At 65.3% G+C, this 19,216-nt stretch carries 16 protein-coding genes and 1 pseudogene; 14 read left to right on the top strand and 3 right to left on the bottom strand.

Going from position 1 to position 19,216, the window contains the following annotated elements; translation table 11 throughout:
- The first annotated feature begins 16 nt into the window (after positions 1-16).
- The 3 genes from soxB to P8X75_04090 are packed head-to-tail and all read left to right on the top strand — an operon-like array spanning position 17 to position 3,726.
- Positions 17-1,705, top strand: coding sequence for a thiosulfohydrolase SoxB (soxB, locus tag P8X75_04100; GenBank protein MEJ1994383.1), 1,689 nt, complete (start codon positions 17-19; stop codon positions 1,703-1,705).
- 49 nt (positions 1,706-1,754) lie between these two features.
- The gene (gene soxC, locus P8X75_04095; GenBank protein MEJ1994382.1) at positions 1,755-3,068 is read left to right on the top strand and encodes a sulfite dehydrogenase; all 1,314 of its coding nucleotides are present in this window, start codon (positions 1,755-1,757) and stop codon (positions 3,066-3,068) included.
- Positions 3,052-3,726 (top strand): cytochrome c, encoded by a 675-nt coding sequence (locus P8X75_04090; GenBank protein ID MEJ1994381.1) that lies wholly within the window; start codon positions 3,052-3,054, stop codon positions 3,724-3,726. Before soxC ends, P8X75_04090 begins: the two co-directional genes overlap by 17 nt.
- Before the next feature lie 80 nt (positions 3,727-3,806).
- Here the strand turns inward: P8X75_04090 and P8X75_04085 are convergent, their stop codons facing one another.
- Complete coding sequence (locus P8X75_04085) at positions 3,807-4,367, bottom strand: thioredoxin family protein (GenBank protein ID MEJ1994380.1); 561 nt, start codon at positions 4,365-4,367, stop codon at positions 3,807-3,809.
- 77 nt (positions 4,368-4,444) lie between these two features.
- On the opposite strand from P8X75_04085, the gene P8X75_04080 reads away from it, so the two are divergent.
- From P8X75_04080 to P8X75_04060, 5 genes are all read left to right on the top strand, one after another.
- Complete coding sequence (locus P8X75_04080) at positions 4,445-6,310, top strand: transporter substrate-binding domain-containing protein (protein ID MEJ1994379.1); 1,866 nt, start codon at positions 4,445-4,447, stop codon at positions 6,308-6,310.
- 108 nt (positions 6,311-6,418) lie between these two features.
- Entirely contained in the window at positions 6,419-7,927 is a 1,509-nt protein-coding gene (gene betC / locus P8X75_04075; GenBank protein MEJ1994378.1) for a choline-sulfatase, read from the top strand.
- Between the two features lie 10 nt (positions 7,928-7,937).
- Positions 7,938-8,699, top strand: coding sequence for an SDR family oxidoreductase (locus P8X75_04070; protein MEJ1994377.1), 762 nt, complete (start codon positions 7,938-7,940; stop codon positions 8,697-8,699).
- Positions 8,700-8,817: 118 nt separating this feature from the next.
- Complete coding sequence (locus P8X75_04065) at positions 8,818-10,401, top strand: ABC transporter substrate-binding protein (protein MEJ1994376.1); 1,584 nt, start codon at positions 8,818-8,820, stop codon at positions 10,399-10,401.
- 191 nt (positions 10,402-10,592) lie between these two features.
- A complete protein-coding gene (locus tag P8X75_04060) occupies positions 10,593-10,805 on the top strand; it encodes a dodecin family protein (GenBank protein ID MEJ1994375.1) in 213 nt (70 codons plus the stop codon).
- A gap of 13 nt (positions 10,806-10,818) precedes the next feature.
- On the opposite strand, the gene P8X75_04055 is transcribed toward P8X75_04060, so the two are convergent.
- Positions 10,819-11,064, bottom strand: coding sequence for a hypothetical protein (locus P8X75_04055; protein ID MEJ1994374.1), 246 nt, complete (start codon positions 11,062-11,064; stop codon positions 10,819-10,821).
- Between the two features lie 262 nt (positions 11,065-11,326).
- Here P8X75_04055 and P8X75_04050 point away from each other — a divergent pair, with 262 nt between their 5' ends.
- Both P8X75_04050 and P8X75_04045 read left to right on the top strand, forming a co-directional pair.
- Positions 11,327-12,295 carry a lysophospholipid acyltransferase family protein gene (locus P8X75_04050; protein MEJ1994373.1) on the top strand — a complete coding sequence of 323 codons (969 nt, stop codon included), beginning with the start codon at positions 11,327-11,329 and terminating at the stop codon, positions 12,293-12,295.
- A 120-nt stretch (positions 12,296-12,415) separates the two neighbouring features.
- On the top strand, positions 12,416-13,483 hold the full coding sequence (locus tag P8X75_04045; GenBank protein ID MEJ1994372.1) for a diguanylate cyclase: 1,068 nt from the start codon (positions 12,416-12,418) through the stop codon (positions 13,481-13,483).
- Here the strand turns inward: P8X75_04045 and P8X75_04040 are convergent.
- Positions 13,480-14,592 carry a hypothetical protein gene (locus P8X75_04040; GenBank protein ID MEJ1994371.1) on the bottom strand — a complete coding sequence of 371 codons (1,113 nt, stop codon included), beginning with the start codon at positions 14,590-14,592 and terminating at the stop codon, positions 13,480-13,482. The genes P8X75_04045 and P8X75_04040 overlap by 4 nt on opposite strands.
- Positions 14,593-14,697: 105 nt before the next feature.
- Between P8X75_04040 and P8X75_04035 the strand changes: the two genes are divergently transcribed.
- The 4 genes and pseudogenes from P8X75_04035 (at position 14,698) to P8X75_04020 (ending at position 19,212) form a co-directional block, all read left to right on the top strand.
- The gene (locus tag P8X75_04035; GenBank protein MEJ1994370.1) at positions 14,698-16,044 is read left to right on the top strand and encodes an EAL domain-containing protein; all 1,347 of its coding nucleotides are present in this window, start codon (positions 14,698-14,700) and stop codon (positions 16,042-16,044) included.
- A gap of 144 nt (positions 16,045-16,188) precedes the next feature.
- Positions 16,189-17,178 carry a tripartite tricarboxylate transporter substrate-binding protein gene (locus P8X75_04030; GenBank protein ID MEJ1994369.1) on the top strand — a complete coding sequence of 330 codons (990 nt, stop codon included), beginning with the start codon at positions 16,189-16,191 and terminating at the stop codon, positions 17,176-17,178.
- Between the two features lie 85 nt (positions 17,179-17,263).
- The gene (locus P8X75_04025; GenBank protein MEJ1994368.1) at positions 17,264-17,695 is read left to right on the top strand and encodes a tripartite tricarboxylate transporter TctB family protein; all 432 of its coding nucleotides are present in this window, start codon (positions 17,264-17,266) and stop codon (positions 17,693-17,695) included.
- A 12-nt stretch (positions 17,696-17,707) separates the two neighbouring features.
- Positions 17,708-19,212, top strand: a pseudogene (locus tag P8X75_04020) (tripartite tricarboxylate transporter permease).
- The last annotated feature ends 4 nt before the right edge of the window (positions 19,213-19,216 follow it).

Here is a 19,216-nt window from a genome sequence, read left to right as displayed (position 1 = left end):
TCCCGGAGTCTCCAGAATGCTGTCCAGACGCGATTTTCTTCAGGTTTCCGCAGCCGCCGCCACGCTCATGAGCGGGCTTCAGCCCTTGGGCCGTCAAGCCGCCGCGCAGGCGATCACCCAGGATAGCCTTCTGGAGTTCGAAGCGCTGGGCAACGTCACGCTGCTGCACATCACCGACATTCACGCCCAATTGGTGCCGCTCTATTTCCGCGAGCCTTCCATCAATCTGGGTGTGGGCGAGCTTGCCGGCGTCCCGCCGCACCTGACCGGCATGGACTTCCTGGAGCGCTACAACATCAAGGAAAAGTCGCCCAAGGCCTATGCCCTCTCCTCCACCGACTTTACCGAGCTGGCGCGCAGCTACGGCCGGGTCGGCGGCGTCGACCGGCTGGCGACCCTGATCAAGGCGATCCGCAGCGAGCGCGAGGGCAAGACGCTCTTCATGGACGGCGGCGACACCTGGCAAGGCTCCTACAGCTCGCTTCAGACCGGCGGCGAGGACATGGTCCGGGTGATGAACCTGCTGGGTCCTGAGGCCATGACCGCCCACTGGGAGTTCACCTACGGTCAGGACCGGGTCATGGAGCTGCTCGAGCAGGTGGAGTTCGACTTCCTCTGCGGCAACGTGCGCGACACCCTCTGGGACGAGAAGGTCTTCGACGCCATTTCCTATTACGACCGGGGCGGCGTGAAGGTCGCGGTGATCGGCCAGGCCTTCCCCTACACCCCGATCGCCAATCCGCGCTACCTGATCCCCGACTGGTCCTTCGGGATCCGCGAGGAGGACGTGCAGGCGCACATCGACGAGGCCCGCGCCGAGGGCGCCCAGCTCGTCGTGCTGCTGTCCCACAACGGCTTCGACGTGGACCGCAAGCTCACGTCGCGGGTGCAGGGGCTGGACGTGGTCCTGACCGGCCACACCCACGACGCCCTGCCCGCGGTGGAGATGGTCGGCAAGACCCTGCTGGTCGCTTCGGGCAGCCACGGCAAGTTCCTTTCCCGCCTCGACCTGGATGTCGGGCCCGAGGGGGTGAAGGACTTCAACTACCGCCTGATCCCGGTCTTCTCGGACGTGATCCAGCCGGACGCCGAGATGGCCGCTCTCGTCGAGGAGGTGCGTGCGCCCTTCAAATCGGAGATCGAGCGCGAGCTGGGCACGACCGATTCCCTGCTCTACCGCCGCGGCAACTTCAACGGCACCTTCGACGACCTGATCTGTCAGGCGCTCTTGCAGGAGCGCGACGCCGAGATCGCGCTGTCGCCCGGCTTCCGCTGGGGCGCGACGCTCCTCCCGGGGCAGGCGATCACGGTGGACGATGTCTTCACCCAGACCTCCATCACCTACCCAAACGCCTACCGCCAGCAGATGAAGGGCGAGTTCCTGAAGACCATCCTGGAGGACGTCGCCGACAACCTCTTCAACCCCGACCCCTACTACCAGCAGGGCGGGGACATGGTGCGCGTCGGCGGCATGGGCTACCGCATCGACATCAACAAGCCGATCGGCAGCCGCATTTCCGACATGACGCTTTTGAAGACGGGCGAGCCGATCGACCCGGCGCGCGACTACACCGTCGCCGGCTGGGCCAGCGTGAACGAAGGCACGGAAGGCCCGCCGGTCTACGACGTCGTGACGCAATACATCGAGAAGCAGGGCAGCGTTTCAGTGCCCCCCAACCAATCGGTGAAGATCGTCGGCGCGTGACAGCCCGACCCGAACCGGCCGAAGAGCTTGAGATAAGGACTTGAGGACCATGAGCGAGATTTCAAAAACTTCCTCCCGCCTCCCTGTGGCGAAAGTGGCGACCCGGCGAGGCTTCCTTAAGGGTGGCCTCGCCGGGGGCGCGGCCCTGGGCGGCGTGGCTTTGGGCGGCTCGGGCCTGCTGCGAGGCGCGGCGGCCGCGGAACCGGATCCGGCCATTGTCAACAAGCAGGACTGGAACCGCTACTTGGGACCGGGCGTGGAGGCCCATCCCTACGGCTCGCCCTCGCCCTATGAGGCCCACGTGGTGCGCCGCGACGTGGAGTGGCTGACGGCCTCCCGCGAGTCCTCCGTCAACTTCACGCCCCTGCACGAGTTGGACGGTTTCGTCACGCCCAACGGGCTCTGCTTCGAGCGGCACCACGGCGGCATCGCGGAGGTCGATCCCGCGCAGCACCGCCTGATGATCCATGGACTGGTGGAAAAGCCCCTGGTCTTCACCATGGACGACCTGAAGCGCTTTCCCAGGGTCAACCATTTCTACTTCCTGGAGTGCGCGGCCAATTCCGGCATGGAGTGGCGCGGCGCTCAGCTCAACGGCTGCCAGTACACCCATGGCATGGTGCATTGCGTGCAGTACACCGGCGTGCCTTTGAAGACCATCCTGGAAGAAGCCGGTCTCAAGACCAGCGCCAAGTGGCTGATGGCCGAGGGCGCGGACGCCGCGGGCATGAACCGTTCGATCCCGCTGGAGAAAGGCCTGGAAGACTGTCTGGTCGCCTTCAAGATGAACGGCGAGGCGCTGCGGCCCGAGCAGGGCTACCCCTTGCGGCTTGTGGTCCCCGGTTGGGAGGGCAACATGTGGGTCAAGTGGCTGCGCCGGATCGAAGTCGGCGACATGCCCTGGCACGCCCGCGAGGAGACCTCCAAGTACACCGACCTGATGGACGATGGCCGCGCGCGGCGCTTCACCTGGGTGATGGACGCCAAGTCGGTGGTCACCAACCCCAGCCCGCAGGCCCCGCTCCAGAACAAGGGCCAGAACATCCTTTCCGGCCTCGCCTGGTCCGGGCGCGGCGCGATCAAGCGCGTCGACGTGACCCTGGACGGCGGCAAGAACTGGGTCACGGCGGATTTGCAGGGCCCCATCCTGCCGCGCTGTCTGACCCGTTTCTACCTGCCCTTCGAATGGAACGGCGACCCGCTGCTGATCCAGTCCAGAGCGATCGACGACACCGGCTACATTCAACCCACCAAGGACGAGTTGCGCGCCGTGCGCGGCACCAACTCGATCTACCACAACAACGGAATCCAGACTTGGCACGTCCGTAAAGACGGGGAGGTCGAAAATGTCGAAGTCTCTTAAGGCAACCGCTCTCCTGTCCGCCGCAGCGCTGGCCCTCACCTTCTCCCTCTCGCTGTCAGGCGCCCGGGCGGCCGAGGGCTATGGATTGGGCCGCGAGGCCCTGCCGGAAGAAGTCGAGGCCTGGGACATCGATATCCGGCCCGACGGAAAGGGCCTGCCCGAGGGCAGCGGGACGGTGGCGGAAGGCGAGCAGCTCTTCGCCGACAACTGCGCCTTTTGCCACGGAGATTTCGGCGAGGGCATCGACCGTTGGCCCGTGCTGGCGGGCGGTTTCGACTCGCTCAACGGCACGAACCCGGTGAAGACGATCGGCTCCTACTGGCCCTATCTCTCTACGGTCTACGACTACATCTACCGCGCCATGCCCTTCGGCAACGCGCAGTCGCTGGAGCCCGATCAGGTCTACGCGATCACCGCCTACATCCTCTACCTCAACTATCTGATGGAAGAGGACGGCGAATTGAGCCGCGAGAACTTCACCGACATCACCATGCCCAACGAAGAGAACTTCTTCATGGACCCGCGACCCGACGTGCCGACGCTGGCCCAGGGCGAACCCTGCATGACCGACTGCAAGGGGAGCGTGGAGATCCTGAACCGCGCACGCATCCTGGACGTCACGCCGGAAGAAGGCGAAGGCTCGGGTCAAGTGGATTAAAGCGGGAAGCCGCTCACAGGATAGAGCCGCACGGCGAGAGCTCCGAGGGCTGGGGAAACGATCCCCCAGCCCTCTTTCTTTTATCCCGCCGCCTTCCACTTGATGTTGCAGCCGATCGACGGCTTCTGGTCCTCAGAGGGGCGCTGGCCGGAGAGAAGAGCCTCGATGGCCGCGCGCAGGTCCGCGCCCGTCACCGGCTTGCCGTCACCCGGCCGGCTGTCGTCGAACTGGCCGCGGTAGGCCAGCCGGCGCTCCCGGTCGAAGAGGAAGAAGTCCGGCGTACAGAGCGCGCCGTAGGCCCGCGCGGTTTCCTGACTTTCATCGTAGAGGTAGGGGAAGACGTAGCCGAACTGCTCGGCTTCCTCGGCCATCTTCTCCGGGGCGTCGGCGGGGTGGCTTTCTATGTCGTTGGCGCTGATCGCCACGCTCTCCAGTCCCCTGGGCTTCATCTCACGCGTCAAGGCGGCCAGGGCCGGCTTCAAGTGCTTCACGAAGGGACAGTGATTGCACATGAAGACGACAAGCAGCGCCTCTCCCCCCTCGAAGTCGGAGAGCCGCCAAAGATCGCCGGAGGGGTCCGGCAGCGTGAAGTCGGGCGCTTTCGTGCCAAGCTCGATCATCCTGCTTTCGGTCAGGGCCATGCTGTCCTCCTTTCCGGCTGCGTCTTGGCCGTTTGCTTTGTGTTAACGCCTCTCTGTGTCATCTTAGTGATATGGAATTGTCAAAGAGAGGTTCCATTGCGCGTTGGGGGCTGGGCGCAAGCAAGGGACCCGGAAGAGACCATCCTCCCCTCCACAGGCGAAAGCTGCGGCCCGGGCCGCTCTTCCTCCTCATTCTGTTTTGCGCCGTCTGCCTGACGCTGCCCTCTGCTCTGCCATCCCGACCACCTTCCGCCTGGGCGCAGGACGCGGCTGAACAGGACCAGCCCGTCTCGGACCAGGAAGAGGTTATCGCCGCCGCGCTGGAGCCGCAGGACGTCAGCCTGGCTGAGATCGTGGAGCGCGGCATGCTGCGCATGGCGATCCCCTACAATCCCATCTACTTCTCCTACGATGGGGAGAAGATGATCGGCTTCGCGGTCGAGCGGGCCCATCAGTTCGAGAAGTTTCTCGCCGCCTCCCTTGGCAAGCGCATCGATGTGATCCTGGTCCCTCTGCCGCGCGATCAGCTTCTGGAAGCGCTCATCGAAGGCTCGGTCGATATCGTCGCGGCCAATCTCACCATCACGCCCGAGCGCGCAGAGCGCGTCGCCTTTTCCGACGCCATACTCCGGGATGTCGCCGAGCTCGTGGTCACGGGACCAGCCGCCGGAAAGGTTGAGAGCTTCGACGATCTCGCTCGCGTGGGAGTCTTCCTGCGCCCTTCCAGTTCCTACTACGGCCACATGCAGGCCCTGAACGAACGCCGCCAGGCCGACGGGCGAAAGCCGATCCCCATCACCGAGGCGGATGAACGGCTGGAGGACTACGACCTGCTCGACCTCCTGCATGCCGGCACCATCAAGGCCATCGTGGTCGATCATCACAAGCTGGAGCTCTGGACGCAGGTCTTCGACAAGATCACCGTCCATGAGGACCTGGCCGTGAACCGGGGCGGCGAGATCGCCTGGGCGCTGCGCAAGGACACCCCCAAGCTGATGGCCGAGGTGAACCGCTTCTTGAAGGGAATCAAGGAGGGCTCGCTGGTCGGCAACATCCTGCTGAACCGCTATCTGGGGTCGGCGAACTGGATCGAGGACATCCGCGCTGAGAAGGATCACGAGAACTTCAACAAGATCAAACCGGTCATCGAGAAGTACGCCGATCTCTATCAGTTCGACTGGCGCATGATCTTCGCTCAGGCCTATCAGGAATCGAAGCTCGATCATTCGAAGAAGAGCCCGGCGGGCGCGGTCGGCGTCATGCAGATTCTGCCCTCCACCGCCGCCGACCAGAACGTCGCGATCGAAAACGTCGGAGATTTGGAAAGCAACGTCCACGCCGGTGTGAAGTACCTGCGCTTCCTGCGCGAGCGCTACTTCGACAGGCCGGAGATAGCGGCGCTGGACGAGGTGCTCTTCTCCCTCGCCGCCTACAACGCCGGCCGCGCCAACATTGCTCGCGCCCGGGACACCGCGCAGAGCATGGGCCTGGACCCCAACGTCTGGTTCTCCAACGTCGAGGTCGCCGCCGCCCGCGTGATCAGCCGCGAGCCGGTCATCTACGTGCGGAACATCTACAAGTACTATGTGTCCCTGACCTTGATGGACCTGAAGGACAGCGACGCGCCGATCCTCGCCGACCAGGACGGCGCCCCGGCGCAGGAAACCGAGGCGCTGAGCGAAACAGCCGCCACTGAGCCTGAACCCATGCCCGAGCCAGAGGCTTCGCCCAAACCCGCGCCGGAAGCGGCCAAGAAGCTCAGCGTCGTTGAGAAGACCAAGGCGGCGGTCGCCGGACGTGACGTCACGAATGCCAGCGCCGAGCCGAAAGCCTCCAGCATGCTTCAACCGCTGGAGGCCGCGATGGTCACCGCCGCTGCGATCCTGGTCGCCCTTGTCGCCCTGGTGATCGTGCGGCGCCGGCAAAACAGCGGCGGGCATTAGCGGATTTTTGGCGCGCCTGGGCGCGACGTCTCTGCGGCGGTGCTTTACGCCTCTTCACTCGAAAACCTTCAACCGAGACCCTCACCGACGCGCGGGAGACCCCTTTTCATGGCGCAACCCAACATCCTCGTCATCATGTTCGATCAGGCCACCGGCACGCTCTTTCCCGACGGGCCGGCCGACTGGCTGCACCTGCCGAACCTGCGCCGCCTGGCGGGGAACTCCCTGCGCTTCAAGAACGCCTACACCGCCTCCCCGCTCTGCACGCCGGCGCGCGGCTCCTTCATGACCGGCTGCCTGCCGTCGCGCACGGGCATCTACGACAACGCCGCCAACTTTCCCGCCGACATGCCGACCTTCGCGCATCATCTGCGTCGGGCCGGGTATCAAACCGCCCTGTCGGGCAAGATGCACTTCGTCGGCCCGGATCAGCTCCACGGCTTCGAAGAACGGCTCACCACGGACATCTACCCCGCCGACTTCGGCTGGACGCCCGATTATCGCAAGCCCGGCGAGCGCATCGACTGGTGGTACCACAACATGGGGTCGGTCACCGGCTCGGGCATCGCCGAGATCTCCAACCAGATGGAGTTCGACGACGAGGTCGCCTATCAGGCCAAGCGCAAGCTCTACGATCTGGCGCGGGGCAAGGACGAGCGTCCCTGGTGCCTGACGGTCAGCTTCACCCACCCGCACGATCCCTATGTCGCGCGGCGGCGCTTCTGGGATCTCTATGAAGACTGCGATCACCTGGAGCCCGAGACCCCGCCCATTCCCTATGACCAGCAAGACCCGCACGCGCAGCGCATCTTCGACGCCAACGACTGGCGCAACTTCGACATCAGGGAAGAGGACGTGCGCCGCTCCCGCCGCGCCTACTTCGCCAACCTCAGCTACCTGGACGAGATGGTGGGGGACCTGCTGGACACGCTGGAGCGCACCCGGCAGGAGGCCGCGATCCTGTTCACCGCCGACCACGGCGACATGCTGGGAGAGCGCGGGCTCTGGTTCAAGATGTGCTTCTACGAGGGCTCGGCGCGCGTGCCCATGATGATCTCCGCCCCCGGACTTGAGCCGGGCCTGGTGGAGACGCCCGCGTCCCTGATCGACGTCGCGCCCACGCTCTGCGATCTGGCGGGGATCGCGGCGGAGGAGGTGGATCCCTGGGTCGAAGGCGAAAGCCTGCTGCCGCTGGCCAGGGGCGCTGCGCGCCGGACGACGCTGGCCATGGAGTATGCGGCCGAGGCCTCCTACGCTCCGCTGGTCTCGCTGCGCAAGGGCCCCTGGAAGTACAACCGCTGCAGCCTCGACCCCGACCAGCTCTTCAATCTGGAGGACGACCCGCGCGAGCTGACCAACCGGGCAGAGGACCCGGCGGCGGCGCAGGCCCTCGCCGACCTGCGCGCCGAGGCCGACGCCCGCTGGGACCTGACGCGCTTCGACGCCGAGGTCCGCGCCAGCCAGGCGCGCCGCTGGGTGGTCTACGAAGCCCTGACCCAGGGCGCCTACAACGCCTGGGACCATCAGCCGATCGAAGACGCGAGCGAGCGCTTCATGCGCAACCACATGGACCTCAACGTGGTGGAAGAGAACCAGCGCTTCCCACGCGGCGAATAGGGGGCGGCCGATGAAGGAGTTCGAGGGCAAGCGCGTCTTGATCACGGCGGGAGCCGCTGGGATCGGCCTCCACCTGGTGCAGCGCTTTCTGGCGGAGGGCGCCAGGCTCGCCGTTGCGGATGTCGCGGAGGCGGACCTGGCCGCCTTGCCGGAGGCCGTTCTGGGCTATCGCTGCGATGTTTCGAACGAAAGCGAGGTGGATGTCCTTTTCGACGGCGTGGCGCGGGACCTCGGCGGCCTCGACATCCTGATCAACGGGGCGGGCATCGCAGGCCAGACCGCCAGCATCGAAGAGAGCGACCCGGCGCGCTGGCGTCACTGCATCGAGATCAACCTGACCGGCAGCTACCTCTGCCTGCGGCGGGCTCTGCCCTTGCTGCGCGCGTCGGGCGGGGGCGCGGTGGTCAACTTCTCCTCTACCGCCGGGCTGTTCGGATACCCCTACCGCTCGCCCTACTGCGCGGCCAAGTGGGCGGTGATCGGCCTGACCAAGACCGCCGCGCAGGAAGCGGGCCCCGACGGGGTTCGCGTGAATGCCATCTGTCCGGGCGCCGTCGAGGGGGAGCGCATGGACCGGGTGGTGGCCGCCGAGGCGGCAGAGAAAGGCGTGAGAGAAGCGGAGATCCGGGCCGCCTATACCGCCGGATCAAGCCTGAAACGCTGGGTCAGCGCCGATGATGTCGCCGACAGCGTGCTCTTCCTCTGCTCGGACCGCGCCAAGCTGATCTCCGGTCAGGCGATCAGCGTCGATGGCAATACCGAGACCTTCTGATTCCGGACGGGTAGAGGGACCGGTTGCATGAAAATACCGGGAAACCCCTTCAATAGTTTGACCGCAGACCAAACCGGCGCAAAGATGCGCCATTAAAGAAAACAGGGAGCGTCAAGAAATGACCTACAATGAAATCAAGCAACTCTACATGGCGCGGAAGATCGACCGCCGCAGTTTCCTGGCGGGCGCCGCCGCCGTTGGCGCGCTTGGCGCCGCCTCCACCTTCACCGCCGGTAACGCCATGGCCCAGATGCCGAAGAAGGGTGGCTCCTTCCGGATCGGCAAGGCACACGGCCAGACCACCGACACGCTCGACCCCGGCACCTCAGAGAACGGCTTCACCACGCCGTTGCTCCATGGCATCTACAGCTACCTGACCATGGTCGGCGTTGACGGCTCCGTGCAGCCCGATCTTGCGGAAAGCTGGGAAGCTTCGGACGATGCCTCGGTCTGGACCTTCAACATTCGCCAGGGCGTCACGTTCCACGATGGCCGCCCGCTGACCGTCGAAGACGTGATCGTTTCGATCAACCACCACCGCGGCGCGGATTCCACCTCCGCGGCGGGCCCGATCGTGAAGCCGATCCAGAACATCCGCTCGGACGGTCCGACCAAGGTCGTCTTCGAGCTGGAAGCCGGAAACGCCGACTTCCCCTACATCCTGACCGACTACCACCTGCCGATCGGCCCGGCCAAGGACGGCAAGCTCGACTGGAAGGCGGGCAACGGCACAGGCGTCTACAAGCTGGATGAGTTCAAGCCCGGCATCAGCGCGGCCTTCACGCGCAACGAGAACCACTGGGATCCGGACCGTGGCTTCTTCGATGACGTCACCATGCTCTCGCTGGTCGACCTGAACGCGCGCACCACGGCGCTGGTTTCCGGCGAGGTGCACGCCATCGACCGCCTGGACCTGAAGACCGTCGGCCTCTTGGGCCGCCGCCCGGGCATCAACATCAACTCGGTCGCGGGCACGCAGCACTTCACCTTCGCCATGTCCTGCAACCAGGACCCCTACACCGACGTGAACGTGCGCCGCGCGCTGAAGTACGCCATCAACCGCGAGGAGATGGTCGAGAAGATCCTGTTCGGTTACGGCTCGGTCGGCAACGACCACCCGATCGGCCCGGGCCAGCGCTTCTACAACGACCAGATGGCGCAGACCTCCTACGATCCGGACAAGGCCAAGTTCTACCTGAAGGAAGCCGGCATGGATTCTCTCAAGGTGAAGCTCTCGGCCTCCGATGCCGCCTTCGGCGGCGCGGTCGACGCAGCGGTGCTCTATCAGAACTCCGCCATGAAGGCCGGGATCGACATCGAGGTGGTGCGCGAGCCCAACGACGGCTACTGGTCCGACGTCTGGATGGTGAAGCCTTTCTCCGCGGTTTACTGGAGCGGCCGTCCCGTCGAGGATCAGATGTTCAGCACCGCCTATCAGTCCGGCGTGGCCTGGAACGACACCTTCTGGTCGAACGAGCGCTTCGATGAGTTGCTCGTGATGGCCCGCGCCGAGCTCGTTGAGGAGCGGCGCCGGGAGATGTACTTCGAGATGCAAGAGATCGTGAACCAGGACGGCGGCGCCGTCATTCCCATGTTCGCCAACTACGTCTTCGCCACTTTGGACGAGGTGAACACAGGTGATCTCGCCTCTAACCAGGACGTCGACGGCGAGCGCTGGATGGAGCGTTGGTCCTTCGCCTAAAGGCCTGACGGTCAAGCCGTCAAGCAACTGAAAGCGCCCCGCCGGACGGCCTCCGGCGGGGCGCTTTTCATTTGGCCAAGGCACGGGCTACCGCGGCGCGGCGCTCAAGCGAGATATGACTCAAGCAGCTATAGGCTTTAAGCTTCCCGCCCATCCTGACGACGAACTGGACGGAAAAGGGAGAAAGCATCATGGCAGACAACGTCTATTCCGTGTCCGAAGTGGTCGGCACCTCCAAGACCTCCATCGAAGACGCCATCAACGGCGCCGTCACGACAGCCGCGCGCAAGCTGAAGAATCTCGACTGGTTCGAGGTGAAGGAGATACGCGGCCACCTCGACGATCAGAAGGTGGCGCACTACCAGGTGGTCGTGAAGATAGGCTTCCGCTACGAAGACAGCTGACCCGGGCGCGGGTTCACACCGCCGCGGCCAGCAGGAGCAGGATGAACCAAAGCATCCTCTCGATGTTGCGCTCCAGGCTGAAGGTGAACCAGGCGAGGCTTTGACGGCCGGCGCCTGACTTCGCCGGTCGCTCCGCGAGCTGCGCGGGCAGGTGGGCCGGCGGCGGCTCGCTCGTCTGCATCTCAAGAGTCTCGGGTTCAGCGGCCTTGGCTTTGGGGGTTCTGCCGCTGGATCCGCTTGGCGCTTCTGCATTGCTCATGACATACGATCCTTTCTCCCAGACAGCCGGCGCGCAACTCTTGCTTGGCCGCGGCGACGGCGCTCCCAAGTAGTTAATATGTATCGATGGACGGAAATTAACATGGCTGGCTGGGAAGATATAAGGCACCGGCCTGCGGTGGTCGCCCTCAGGGACTTCAAGCCCACCAGGGAGAAACTCTTCGCGTTCGCGGACCTGAGCGCTCTGACCTGCCCAAGTTTTCATTTGCTTATCGCTCAGAAAACGCCGATTTTGCGCGCCCATGTCTGAAACCACGCCCCCTGCCGCAGCGTCGGACTCCAGGTTGCGCCGCAAGCGGCCCTTCGCGCGCTATTTCAAGTATCCCGCCGAGGCCTTGGCCTTCGGTTTGTGGATGGGCTTGATGCGTCTGCTGCCGGTAGACCGGGCCTCGCGCATCGGCGGGTCCTTGGCGCGGCGGATCGGCCCTCACATGGGTGCTTCCAAGCGCGTCGAGCGTAACCTGAAACTGGCCTTGCCCGATCTGGACGCCGCCGGGCGCGGCCGGATTCTGCTCCAGGTCTGGGAAGAACTGGGCCGCACGGCGGCGGAGTATCCGCACCTGACGGCCATATCGAAGCCCGAGAACAGGCGCATCCTCTTCGAGGGCGTGGAGAAAATTACTGAGGCCACGGCGGGCGGCAAAGGCGCGCTGCTCGTCTCGGGCCATTTCGCGAACTTCGAGATCTTGAACGTCGCGGGCTCGCGCCTCTTCGACCCCTTCCTCGGGGTGATCCGGACACCCAACAACAAGCATGTCTCCGACAGCCTCGAGCGGATGCGGGGCGGCTCCGGCGGCGTGCGCATCGCCAAGAAGGACAGGCGGCTGCTGCCCGAGATCACGAAGGTGATCCGCCGGGGCGGCTGCGTGGGCATCCTGGTCGATCAGAAGCTGACCGGCGGTCTGATGATCGACTTCATGGGACATGCCGCCGAAACCACCCAGGCCCCGGCGCAGCTCGCCTTGCGGCTCGATTGCCCGGTCTTCGTTCTGAACCTGGAACGCCTTGAGGACGCCCGCTTCAAGATAACCGTGACCGATCCGATCTTGCCCGACCGCGAGGCGCCGCGCGCCGAACAGATCCAGCAGATCACGCGCCAGATCAACGACAAGCTAAGCGGTTTCGTGCGCGAGAACCCCGGCAACTGGTTCTGGCTGCACCGCCGCTGGCCCAAGGCCGCCTACGGCGCGCTGCAGCGGGAAAACGCCTGACCCCCCTTTCCGCCGCCGGCAGCGAGCACTCTCTCTATCGTTGCGTTATTTCATATATACCCGGTTTGATTTAAGCTCCTCTTGCCCAATCAGGGCGGCGGCTTTGTCCGGGAGAGGGGATTGTCGGATCATCGTAAGATTTCTGATGGCGGTGGCCTGGAGGCGACGGCGGCGCGCTCGGGCGGGCTTTCGGCATCTGACGGCGCCCGGGACTCGGCGCCGGGTCAGGACCTGCGCGACGCTTTGAAGGCGAGCGAGGCCGAGAACGAGAGGCTGCGCCAGCAGCTTGCGCGGCTTCATGCCCAGGAACCGCTCCTGCAAGCGCTCGACACCTTGGCCGAGGCCATTGTCATCTACGACAGCGACGGCAGGCTGATCGCCTGCAACGAAAACTTCCGGCAGCTCTACGGCTATTCCGAGCAGGAGGCCCGGCCCGGCGTGCACTTCTCCGAACTGGGCCGGATCGACGTGGAGCGCGGCAACGTCTCCATCGGCAAGCAGTTCGAGGATAAGGACGACTACCTGCAGCACAAGGCGCAGTACCGGGAGCGGCTGGAGGGCTCCTTCGTGGTGGAGCTCAAGGACGGGCGTTGGATACGCACCACCGACCGGCGCACCTCCGACGGCGGCTTCGCCAGCGTCCAGATCGACGTGACGGAGATCAAGGCGCTGGAACAGCAGATGCGCCACATGGCCTTGCACGACGAGTTAACGGGCCTTGCCAACCGCCGCCTCTTCGCCGAACAGGGGGGCCACGTCCTGGCAACGGCTCAGCGCAACGGCGCGCCTTGTTCCCTGCTCTACATCGACATCGACCGTTTCAAGGCGATCAACGACGGCCACGGTCATTCGACCGGGGACGCGCTGCTGGCGGCGGTCGCCGGGAGAATGCGGGCGCGCCTCAGGGCATCAGACCTGATCGCGCGCTTCGGCGGAGATGAGTTCGTGGTCCTCCTGCCCTCGACAGGCAAGAGTCGGGCCGGTCTGGTGGCCCAGACCCTGATCGAGGTGCTGAGCGAACCCTTCCTCATCGGAGAGGTCCGTCTACCCGTCAGCGCCAGCATCGGGATCGCCGAGTTCCCTGACACGGCCCAGGACCTGGAAGGCTTGCTGAGCAGGGCCGACGAAGGCCTCTACAGAGCCAAGAAGGAAGGCCGCAACCGGTGGCGCGAAAGCGCAAGCGACTAGGGCCCCAGGGTCTCGATCCGATAGAGCTTCCCCTCGATGGAGATCACGAAGCGCCGGTTGCCGGCCTCCCGATGCGCCTTCAAGCGCGGCCCTAGGTCGTCGTCCGCGTAGCGCAGGTAGCTGCCGGTGCTGGAGTCGACCTCCTTGCCGGGTTCCGCGACGGCTTCCGCCAGATCGGTGAAGAGTCCCACCTCCAGATAGCGCGGCGGTATCTCGAAGACCGGCATGTCCTCCGGGGCCGCCTCGATCTCCTCTGCGACGATGCGCCGGCCTTTCGGCAGCAGGCCCTGAGCCTGCATCTCATCGGTGGCGCGCAGCTTTGCGGCCCCTTCTGACAGTCCCTCCGCCAGAAAGCGCTCGATAAGGGCGGCGCGCTCCGCCCGCAGCATCCGCTGCCGCTCGATGCGCTCGCGGTCGGACCGTTCAGCCACCAGGGCGTCCGGGATGCCCTCGCCGTACCAGGCATCGAAGGCCTCCGTCCGCAGCAGGACGCGCCGCGCACCGTCAGCCTCCAGAAGCAGGACGGCCGCGCCGTAACCCTCTGGACCCGGCAGGGTGATGACCTCGCGCCCGCCCATGAGGACCTCCTCCGGCGTGCCCCTGAGGCCGCGGTTGCCCTGACGCCAGTCCGGCTTACCCTCCGGGCCGAAGGGCCAGCTGGCCGAAAGCGACCAGATCTCCGAGGAGGGTACGCGGGGGATGCTCAAGCGCGCGGCGAACTCCACCCCCTCTTCGCTCGGGCGCGCAGCCGACAAGAGGTAGCTGAAGATCCGGCCCCGGTAGAAACGCAGGCTTTTGCCGATCAGCGGCGTTTCCTCCCAGACCGCAAGCCGTTCCGTGTCTCCGCTTTCGGGATCATGGCGCAGAAGCGCAATCTGGTCGGAGACGATCCGCACGTGGGCGGGCGGGGAAAAGAACTCCCATCCCAGGCCCCAGACGAACCCCCGGGTCTGGCGTTCCAGCAGGTAGATCGCTTCGCCTTGCGCATCCCAAACCGGCGAGAAATAACCCCGCTGCCGGTCGAACCCGACCAGCCCGATGGCATAGGCGGAGGCCCCAAGCAGGAGGGCGAGCGCCAGCATGAAACCGATCACGACCCGCTTGCCCATGTCCCGCCTTTCCGATTAAGGGGCAATTAAGGAAAGTTTGAGAGAGTTTTCGCCCTAAAATAGGTCCTAGAAACCGACGCTACTACAGGGAGCCCAAGACCCTCCATGGCCAAAGAAGACCGCAGACGACACGATCACGTGACCGGCTTGCCCGCCCGGGTCGAATGCATTCGCCATGTGAGCGGAGAATCCTTGAAGAGCGGTGAGTCTCCTCGTTGCCTGATCCTGGTGACGCTGGCGGAGGCAACCCACTTCAACCGGCTGCTGCGGGCGCTTGGGCAGGGATTTGCCGAAGATTTCATCCGGGCTGGCGCCGAGCGTTTCTCGCAGGTTCCCCTGATAACGGGCCCGGTCTTTCACGTCAGCGTGCTCTCCTTTGCTTTTCTGCTCCGGCTTGAGGAAGAAGCTGAGAGCGCCGCCGAGCCCAAGGTGGTGACAGCCCTGAAGCGGGCCTTCGCAGAGCCCATCCTGGTGGACGACATCCCGCTTAAAGCGCAAGTGGGGATCGGCCTGATCGCCCTCGACGACCCGGAGCGCGACCCCGCGGAATCGCTGCGCGGCGCGCTGACGGCGGCGCAGGACAGCCGCGGCAGGCTGGCGGGTTGGGCCTGGTACGATCACAAGAGCGACGCCGCCCACCAGCGCGCCTTTCGCCTGCTGACCGATCTGGCCCCGGCCATCGAAGGAGAGGGCCTGGAACTCCACTACCAGCCGCGCATCGACCTCAAGACCATGCGCTGCAGCTCCGCCGAGGCGCTGCTGCGCTGGACCCATCCGGAACTGGGTTGGATATCTCCCGGCGAGTTCATCCCGCTCGCCGAGACCACCGCCTTGATCGAGCCCCTGACCAACTGGGTGCTGGCCTCCGCCATCGAGCAGCTCCGCCTCTGGTCTGAAGCGGGCTTGGACCTGAAGGTTTCAGTCAACGTCTCGACGCGCAATCTTGCAGACCCCGGCTTCGCCCAGCGTCTCTTCGCCCTGTTGGATCGTGCGGGGGTGCCGCCTCGGCGCCTGGAGATCGAAATGACGGAGAGCGCCTTCCTGGAACATGGGCAACTGGTGCAGGCCGAGATCGCCAAGGTGCGCGCGGCGGGCATCGACGTGGCGATCGACGACTTCGGCAGCGGCTACAGCAACCTCAGCTACCTGACCAAGCTGAACGCCGGTGTGCTCAAGATCGACCAGAGCTTCGTGCGCGGCCTCGACGACGAGGGCAACCGCTTTTTGATCGACCGCATCGTCTCCATCGGTAAGGGGCTGGGCTACCGCGTGGTCGCCGAAGGCGTGGAAACGGTCGAGACCCTACAGTTCCTGCATCAGCAGGGCTGCGACGAAGCCCAGGGTTACCTTTTCGCCAAGCCCCTGGCCGTGCCGGCCTTCAGGGATTGGCTGACGGATTGGCAGGCCAGTAGGAACCTGGAGCCCGGCGCTGGCCTGACCAGGGTCGGCTGACCCGCCGCGGGCTGTCCGCTCAGGCGCGGTCGCCCCAGCGGGCTCCTCAACACAAACCCTTTAAGCATCGAAAAAACATCCCTAGGATCGCAAACGAGCCTAGCGGGAAAAACCGCTGGCCGCAGAACATAGGGAGGAACCTCAATGCGATACGATCTGATCGGACGCGGCCTTGCCGTCGCCGTCCTGATGGCTGTGCCGTTCGGCAACAGCGCTCTTAGCTTCGAACCAGAGAATCCTGAGTGCATCGCCCCGGCGAACCCGGGCGGCGGATGGGACTTCACCTGCCGTCAGGTGGGCAAGTCGCTCCAGGATCTCGGTCTCATCCCCTCCACCATGCAGGTGGTCAACCTGTCGGGCGGCGGCGGCGGTGTCGCCTTCGCCGAGGTGGTGAACAAGCGGGCCGACGACAACGACCTGATCGTCGCGGCCTCTTCGGCCACGGCGACCCGTCTGGCGCAGAACGCCTATCCGGGCAACACCATGGATCAGGTCCGCTGGCTCGGCTCCATCGGCGCCGACTACGGCGTCATCGCGGTGGCCGCCAACAGCGAGATCGACACCCTGCCCCAGCTGATGGACCGGATTAAGGCCGATCCCACCTCCATCGCCATCGGCGGCGGTTCGGCCGTCGGCGGCTGGGACCACCTCAAGGTGCTGATCGCCGCCAAGGAATCCGGCATCGACGACGTCCGTCAGGTGAAGTACATCGCCTTTGCCGGCGGCGGCGAAGCGGTGACCCAGCTTCTTGCGGGCTCGCTCCAGGCCTTCACCGGCGACCTCTCCGAGGCCCAGGGCTTCGTCGAGTCCGGCGACATCAAGGTGATTGCCCTTCTCGCTCCCGAGCGGCTCGAGGGTGAATTCTCCGGCTTCCCGACCGCGCGCGAGCAGGGCATCGACGCGATCGGCGCCAACTGGCGCGGCTTCTACGCTCCCGGCAACATGAGCGACGAGGCCTATGCCTACTGGGTGGAGCGGATCGACACGCTCTATGACACGCCCGAGTGGAAGGCGGTCATGAAGTCGAACGGCCTGGCGCCGCTCGACCTGCATGGTCCGGAGTTCCAGGAGTTCGTGGCGAACTCGGTCGACAGCATCCAGACGCTGTCGCGCGAAATCGGCATCCTGAAGTAACACAGGATCCGTTGTGGTTGGGCGGGCCCCGGCTTCTTCCGTCGGGGCCCGCCACCGCTGCGCCTCCACGGCCGGGAGAAGGGTCATGAGCGACAGGATTTTTGGGGTCATTGGGCTTACCCTGGCGGTTTTCTACGCCTGGCAGGCCACGGTCATCGAAGAGAGCTTCCTGACCGACGCCGTTGGCCCCAAGATGTTTCCCTACATCATCGCCACCCTGATGGGCGTCGCGTCGCTCTACTTCCTGCTGAAGCCCGATCCGCAGCCGCATTGGCCCAGCGCCGGCCGGCTGGCCGAGATCGCGCTGGCGGCCCTTGTCATGATCGCCTATGCGATGGCGCTGCCACAGGCGGGCTTCATCATCGCAACGGCTGTCGCTTCGGCCTATCTCACCTGGCGCCTGGGGTCAAAGCCGCTGTGGAGCGTCGTCATCGGCGTCGGCACCTCGCTCGGCATCTACGTGGTTTTCCGCTTGATCCTCGGGCTCAGTCTCGCCCGTGGACCTTTCGGCTTTTAGGGGGCGCGCGCCATGGAACTCCTCGGAAATCTGGCTGACGGCTTTGTCGTCGCCCTGACTTGGCAAAACCTGCTGCTCGCGCTCCTCGGCTGCTTCCTCGGCACGATCATGGGGGCGCTGCCGGGCCTTGGCCCATCGAACGGCGTGGCGATCCTGATCCCGCTGGCCTTCACCCTGGGCCTCGGCGCGACGCCCTCGCTCATTCTTCTGACATCGGTCTACTACGGCGCCATGTATGGCGGGCGCATCTCCTCGATCCTGCTCAACATTCCCGGCGACGAACCGGCCATGATGACCTGTCTGGACGGCTATCCCATGGCGCAGCAGGGACGCGCGGGCGAAGCCCTGGCGCTTTCCGGCGTCGCCTCCTTCGTCGGCGCCTTCTTCGCCACCTGGGGCCTGGTCCTCCTGGCCCCGCAGCTGGTCAAGGTGGCGCTGCTGTTCGGCCCGGCCGAGTACTTCGCGCTCTTCACCCTGGCCTTTGCGACCCTGGGCGGCGTCGCCGCCGCCAATCAGGCGAAATCCGCCTTTGCCGCCGCGCTTGGCCTAGGCCTCGCCATGGTCGGCGTCGACACCCAAACCGGCGTGCCCCGCTTCACCTTCGGAGAGGTGCACCTCTATGATGGCATCGACTTCCTGGTCGCCATCGTCGGACTCTTCGCGCTCTCGGAAGTTTTCGTCTTCCTGGAGCACCGGGGCACCGACGCCGACGCCGCCAACCGCCCGAAGGTCGAGATCGGCCGCATCGTGCCGAGCTGGAGCCTCATACGCTCCTGCATTCCGACCATGGGGCGCACCACCATCCTTGGATTCCTGGCGGGTGTTCTGCCGGGGGCGGGCGCCTCGCTCGGTTCCTTCATCTCCTATTCCATGGAAAAGCGGCTGGTCGACCGCAAGGGCACCTTCGGCAAGGGCGACCCGCGCGGCGTGGCCGCGCCCGAGGCCGGCAACAACGCAGCCGCCGGCGGCGCTCTCGTGCCGATGCTGGCGCTGGGCGTGCCGGGGTCGGGCACCACGGCCGTGCTGCTGGCGGTTCTGCTGGCGCTCACGATTTCGTCTGGGGCCTGATCGCCGCCCTCTTCATCGGCAACTTCATGCTACTGGCCATGAACATACCCATGGTCGGGCTCTTCACGCGGGTCCTGATGGTGCCGCCGCGCATCCTGATGCCGATCGTGGCGATGATCTCCTTCGTCGGCATCTACGGCATCTCCGGTTCCAGCTTCGACCTGCTGGTCATGGTGGCCTTCGGCGTCGGCGGCTGGATCCTGCGCAAGCTGGACGTGCCCTTGGTGCCGGTGATCCTGGGAACGCTGCTGGGCAACGAGATGGAGGTGAACTTCCGCCGCGCGGTCTCCATCGCCAACGGCGACTCCGGCGTTCTGATCGAATCGCCGCTGTCGATCGCGCTCTGGTCCGTCGCAATCATCGGCTTCGTGCTGCCGATCCTGATCGGCGGTGTCGTGAGGCGCCGCATGCACATGGCCCGCGACGAAGCCGGATCGACGCAGGACTAAGGGA

The organism is Limibacillus sp., from assembly GCA_037379885.1.
Lineage (GTDB): Bacteria > Pseudomonadota > Alphaproteobacteria > Kiloniellales > CECT-8803 > JARRJC01.
Note: the sequence above shows the minus strand (reverse complement) of the source record. Positions and strands in the feature narration are given on the sequence as shown.

Coding starts and splice junctions, on each gene's coding strand:
- P8X75_04055 (MEJ1994374.1), bottom strand. CDS start 11,064: ATGAGCAATGCAGAAGCGCCAAGCGGATCCAGCGGCAGAACCCCCAAA.
- P8X75_04025 (MEJ1994368.1), top strand. CDS start 17,264: ATGAGCGACAGGATTTTTGGGGTCATTGGGCTTACCCTGGCGGTTTTC.
- P8X75_04090 (MEJ1994381.1), top strand. CDS start 3,052: ATGTCGAAGTCTCTTAAGGCAACCGCTCTCCTGTCCGCCGCAGCGCTG.
- P8X75_04035 (MEJ1994370.1), top strand. CDS start 14,698: ATGGCCAAAGAAGACCGCAGACGACACGATCACGTGACCGGCTTGCCC.
- P8X75_04085 (MEJ1994380.1), bottom strand. CDS start 4,367: ATGGCCCTGACCGAAAGCAGGATGATCGAGCTTGGCACGAAAGCGCCC.
- P8X75_04060 (MEJ1994375.1), top strand. CDS start 10,593: ATGGCAGACAACGTCTATTCCGTGTCCGAAGTGGTCGGCACCTCCAAG.
- soxC (MEJ1994382.1), top strand. CDS start 1,755: ATGAGCGAGATTTCAAAAACTTCCTCCCGCCTCCCTGTGGCGAAAGTG.
- soxB (MEJ1994383.1), top strand. CDS start 17: ATGCTGTCCAGACGCGATTTTCTTCAGGTTTCCGCAGCCGCCGCCACG.
- P8X75_04065 (MEJ1994376.1), top strand. CDS start 8,818: ATGACCTACAATGAAATCAAGCAACTCTACATGGCGCGGAAGATCGAC.
- P8X75_04030 (MEJ1994369.1), top strand. CDS start 16,189: ATGCGATACGATCTGATCGGACGCGGCCTTGCCGTCGCCGTCCTGATG.
- P8X75_04070 (MEJ1994377.1), top strand. CDS start 7,938: ATGAAGGAGTTCGAGGGCAAGCGCGTCTTGATCACGGCGGGAGCCGCT.
- P8X75_04040 (MEJ1994371.1), bottom strand. CDS start 14,592: ATGGGCAAGCGGGTCGTGATCGGTTTCATGCTGGCGCTCGCCCTCCTG.
- betC (MEJ1994378.1), top strand. CDS start 6,419: ATGGCGCAACCCAACATCCTCGTCATCATGTTCGATCAGGCCACCGGC.
- P8X75_04050 (MEJ1994373.1), top strand. CDS start 11,327: ATGTCTGAAACCACGCCCCCTGCCGCAGCGTCGGACTCCAGGTTGCGC.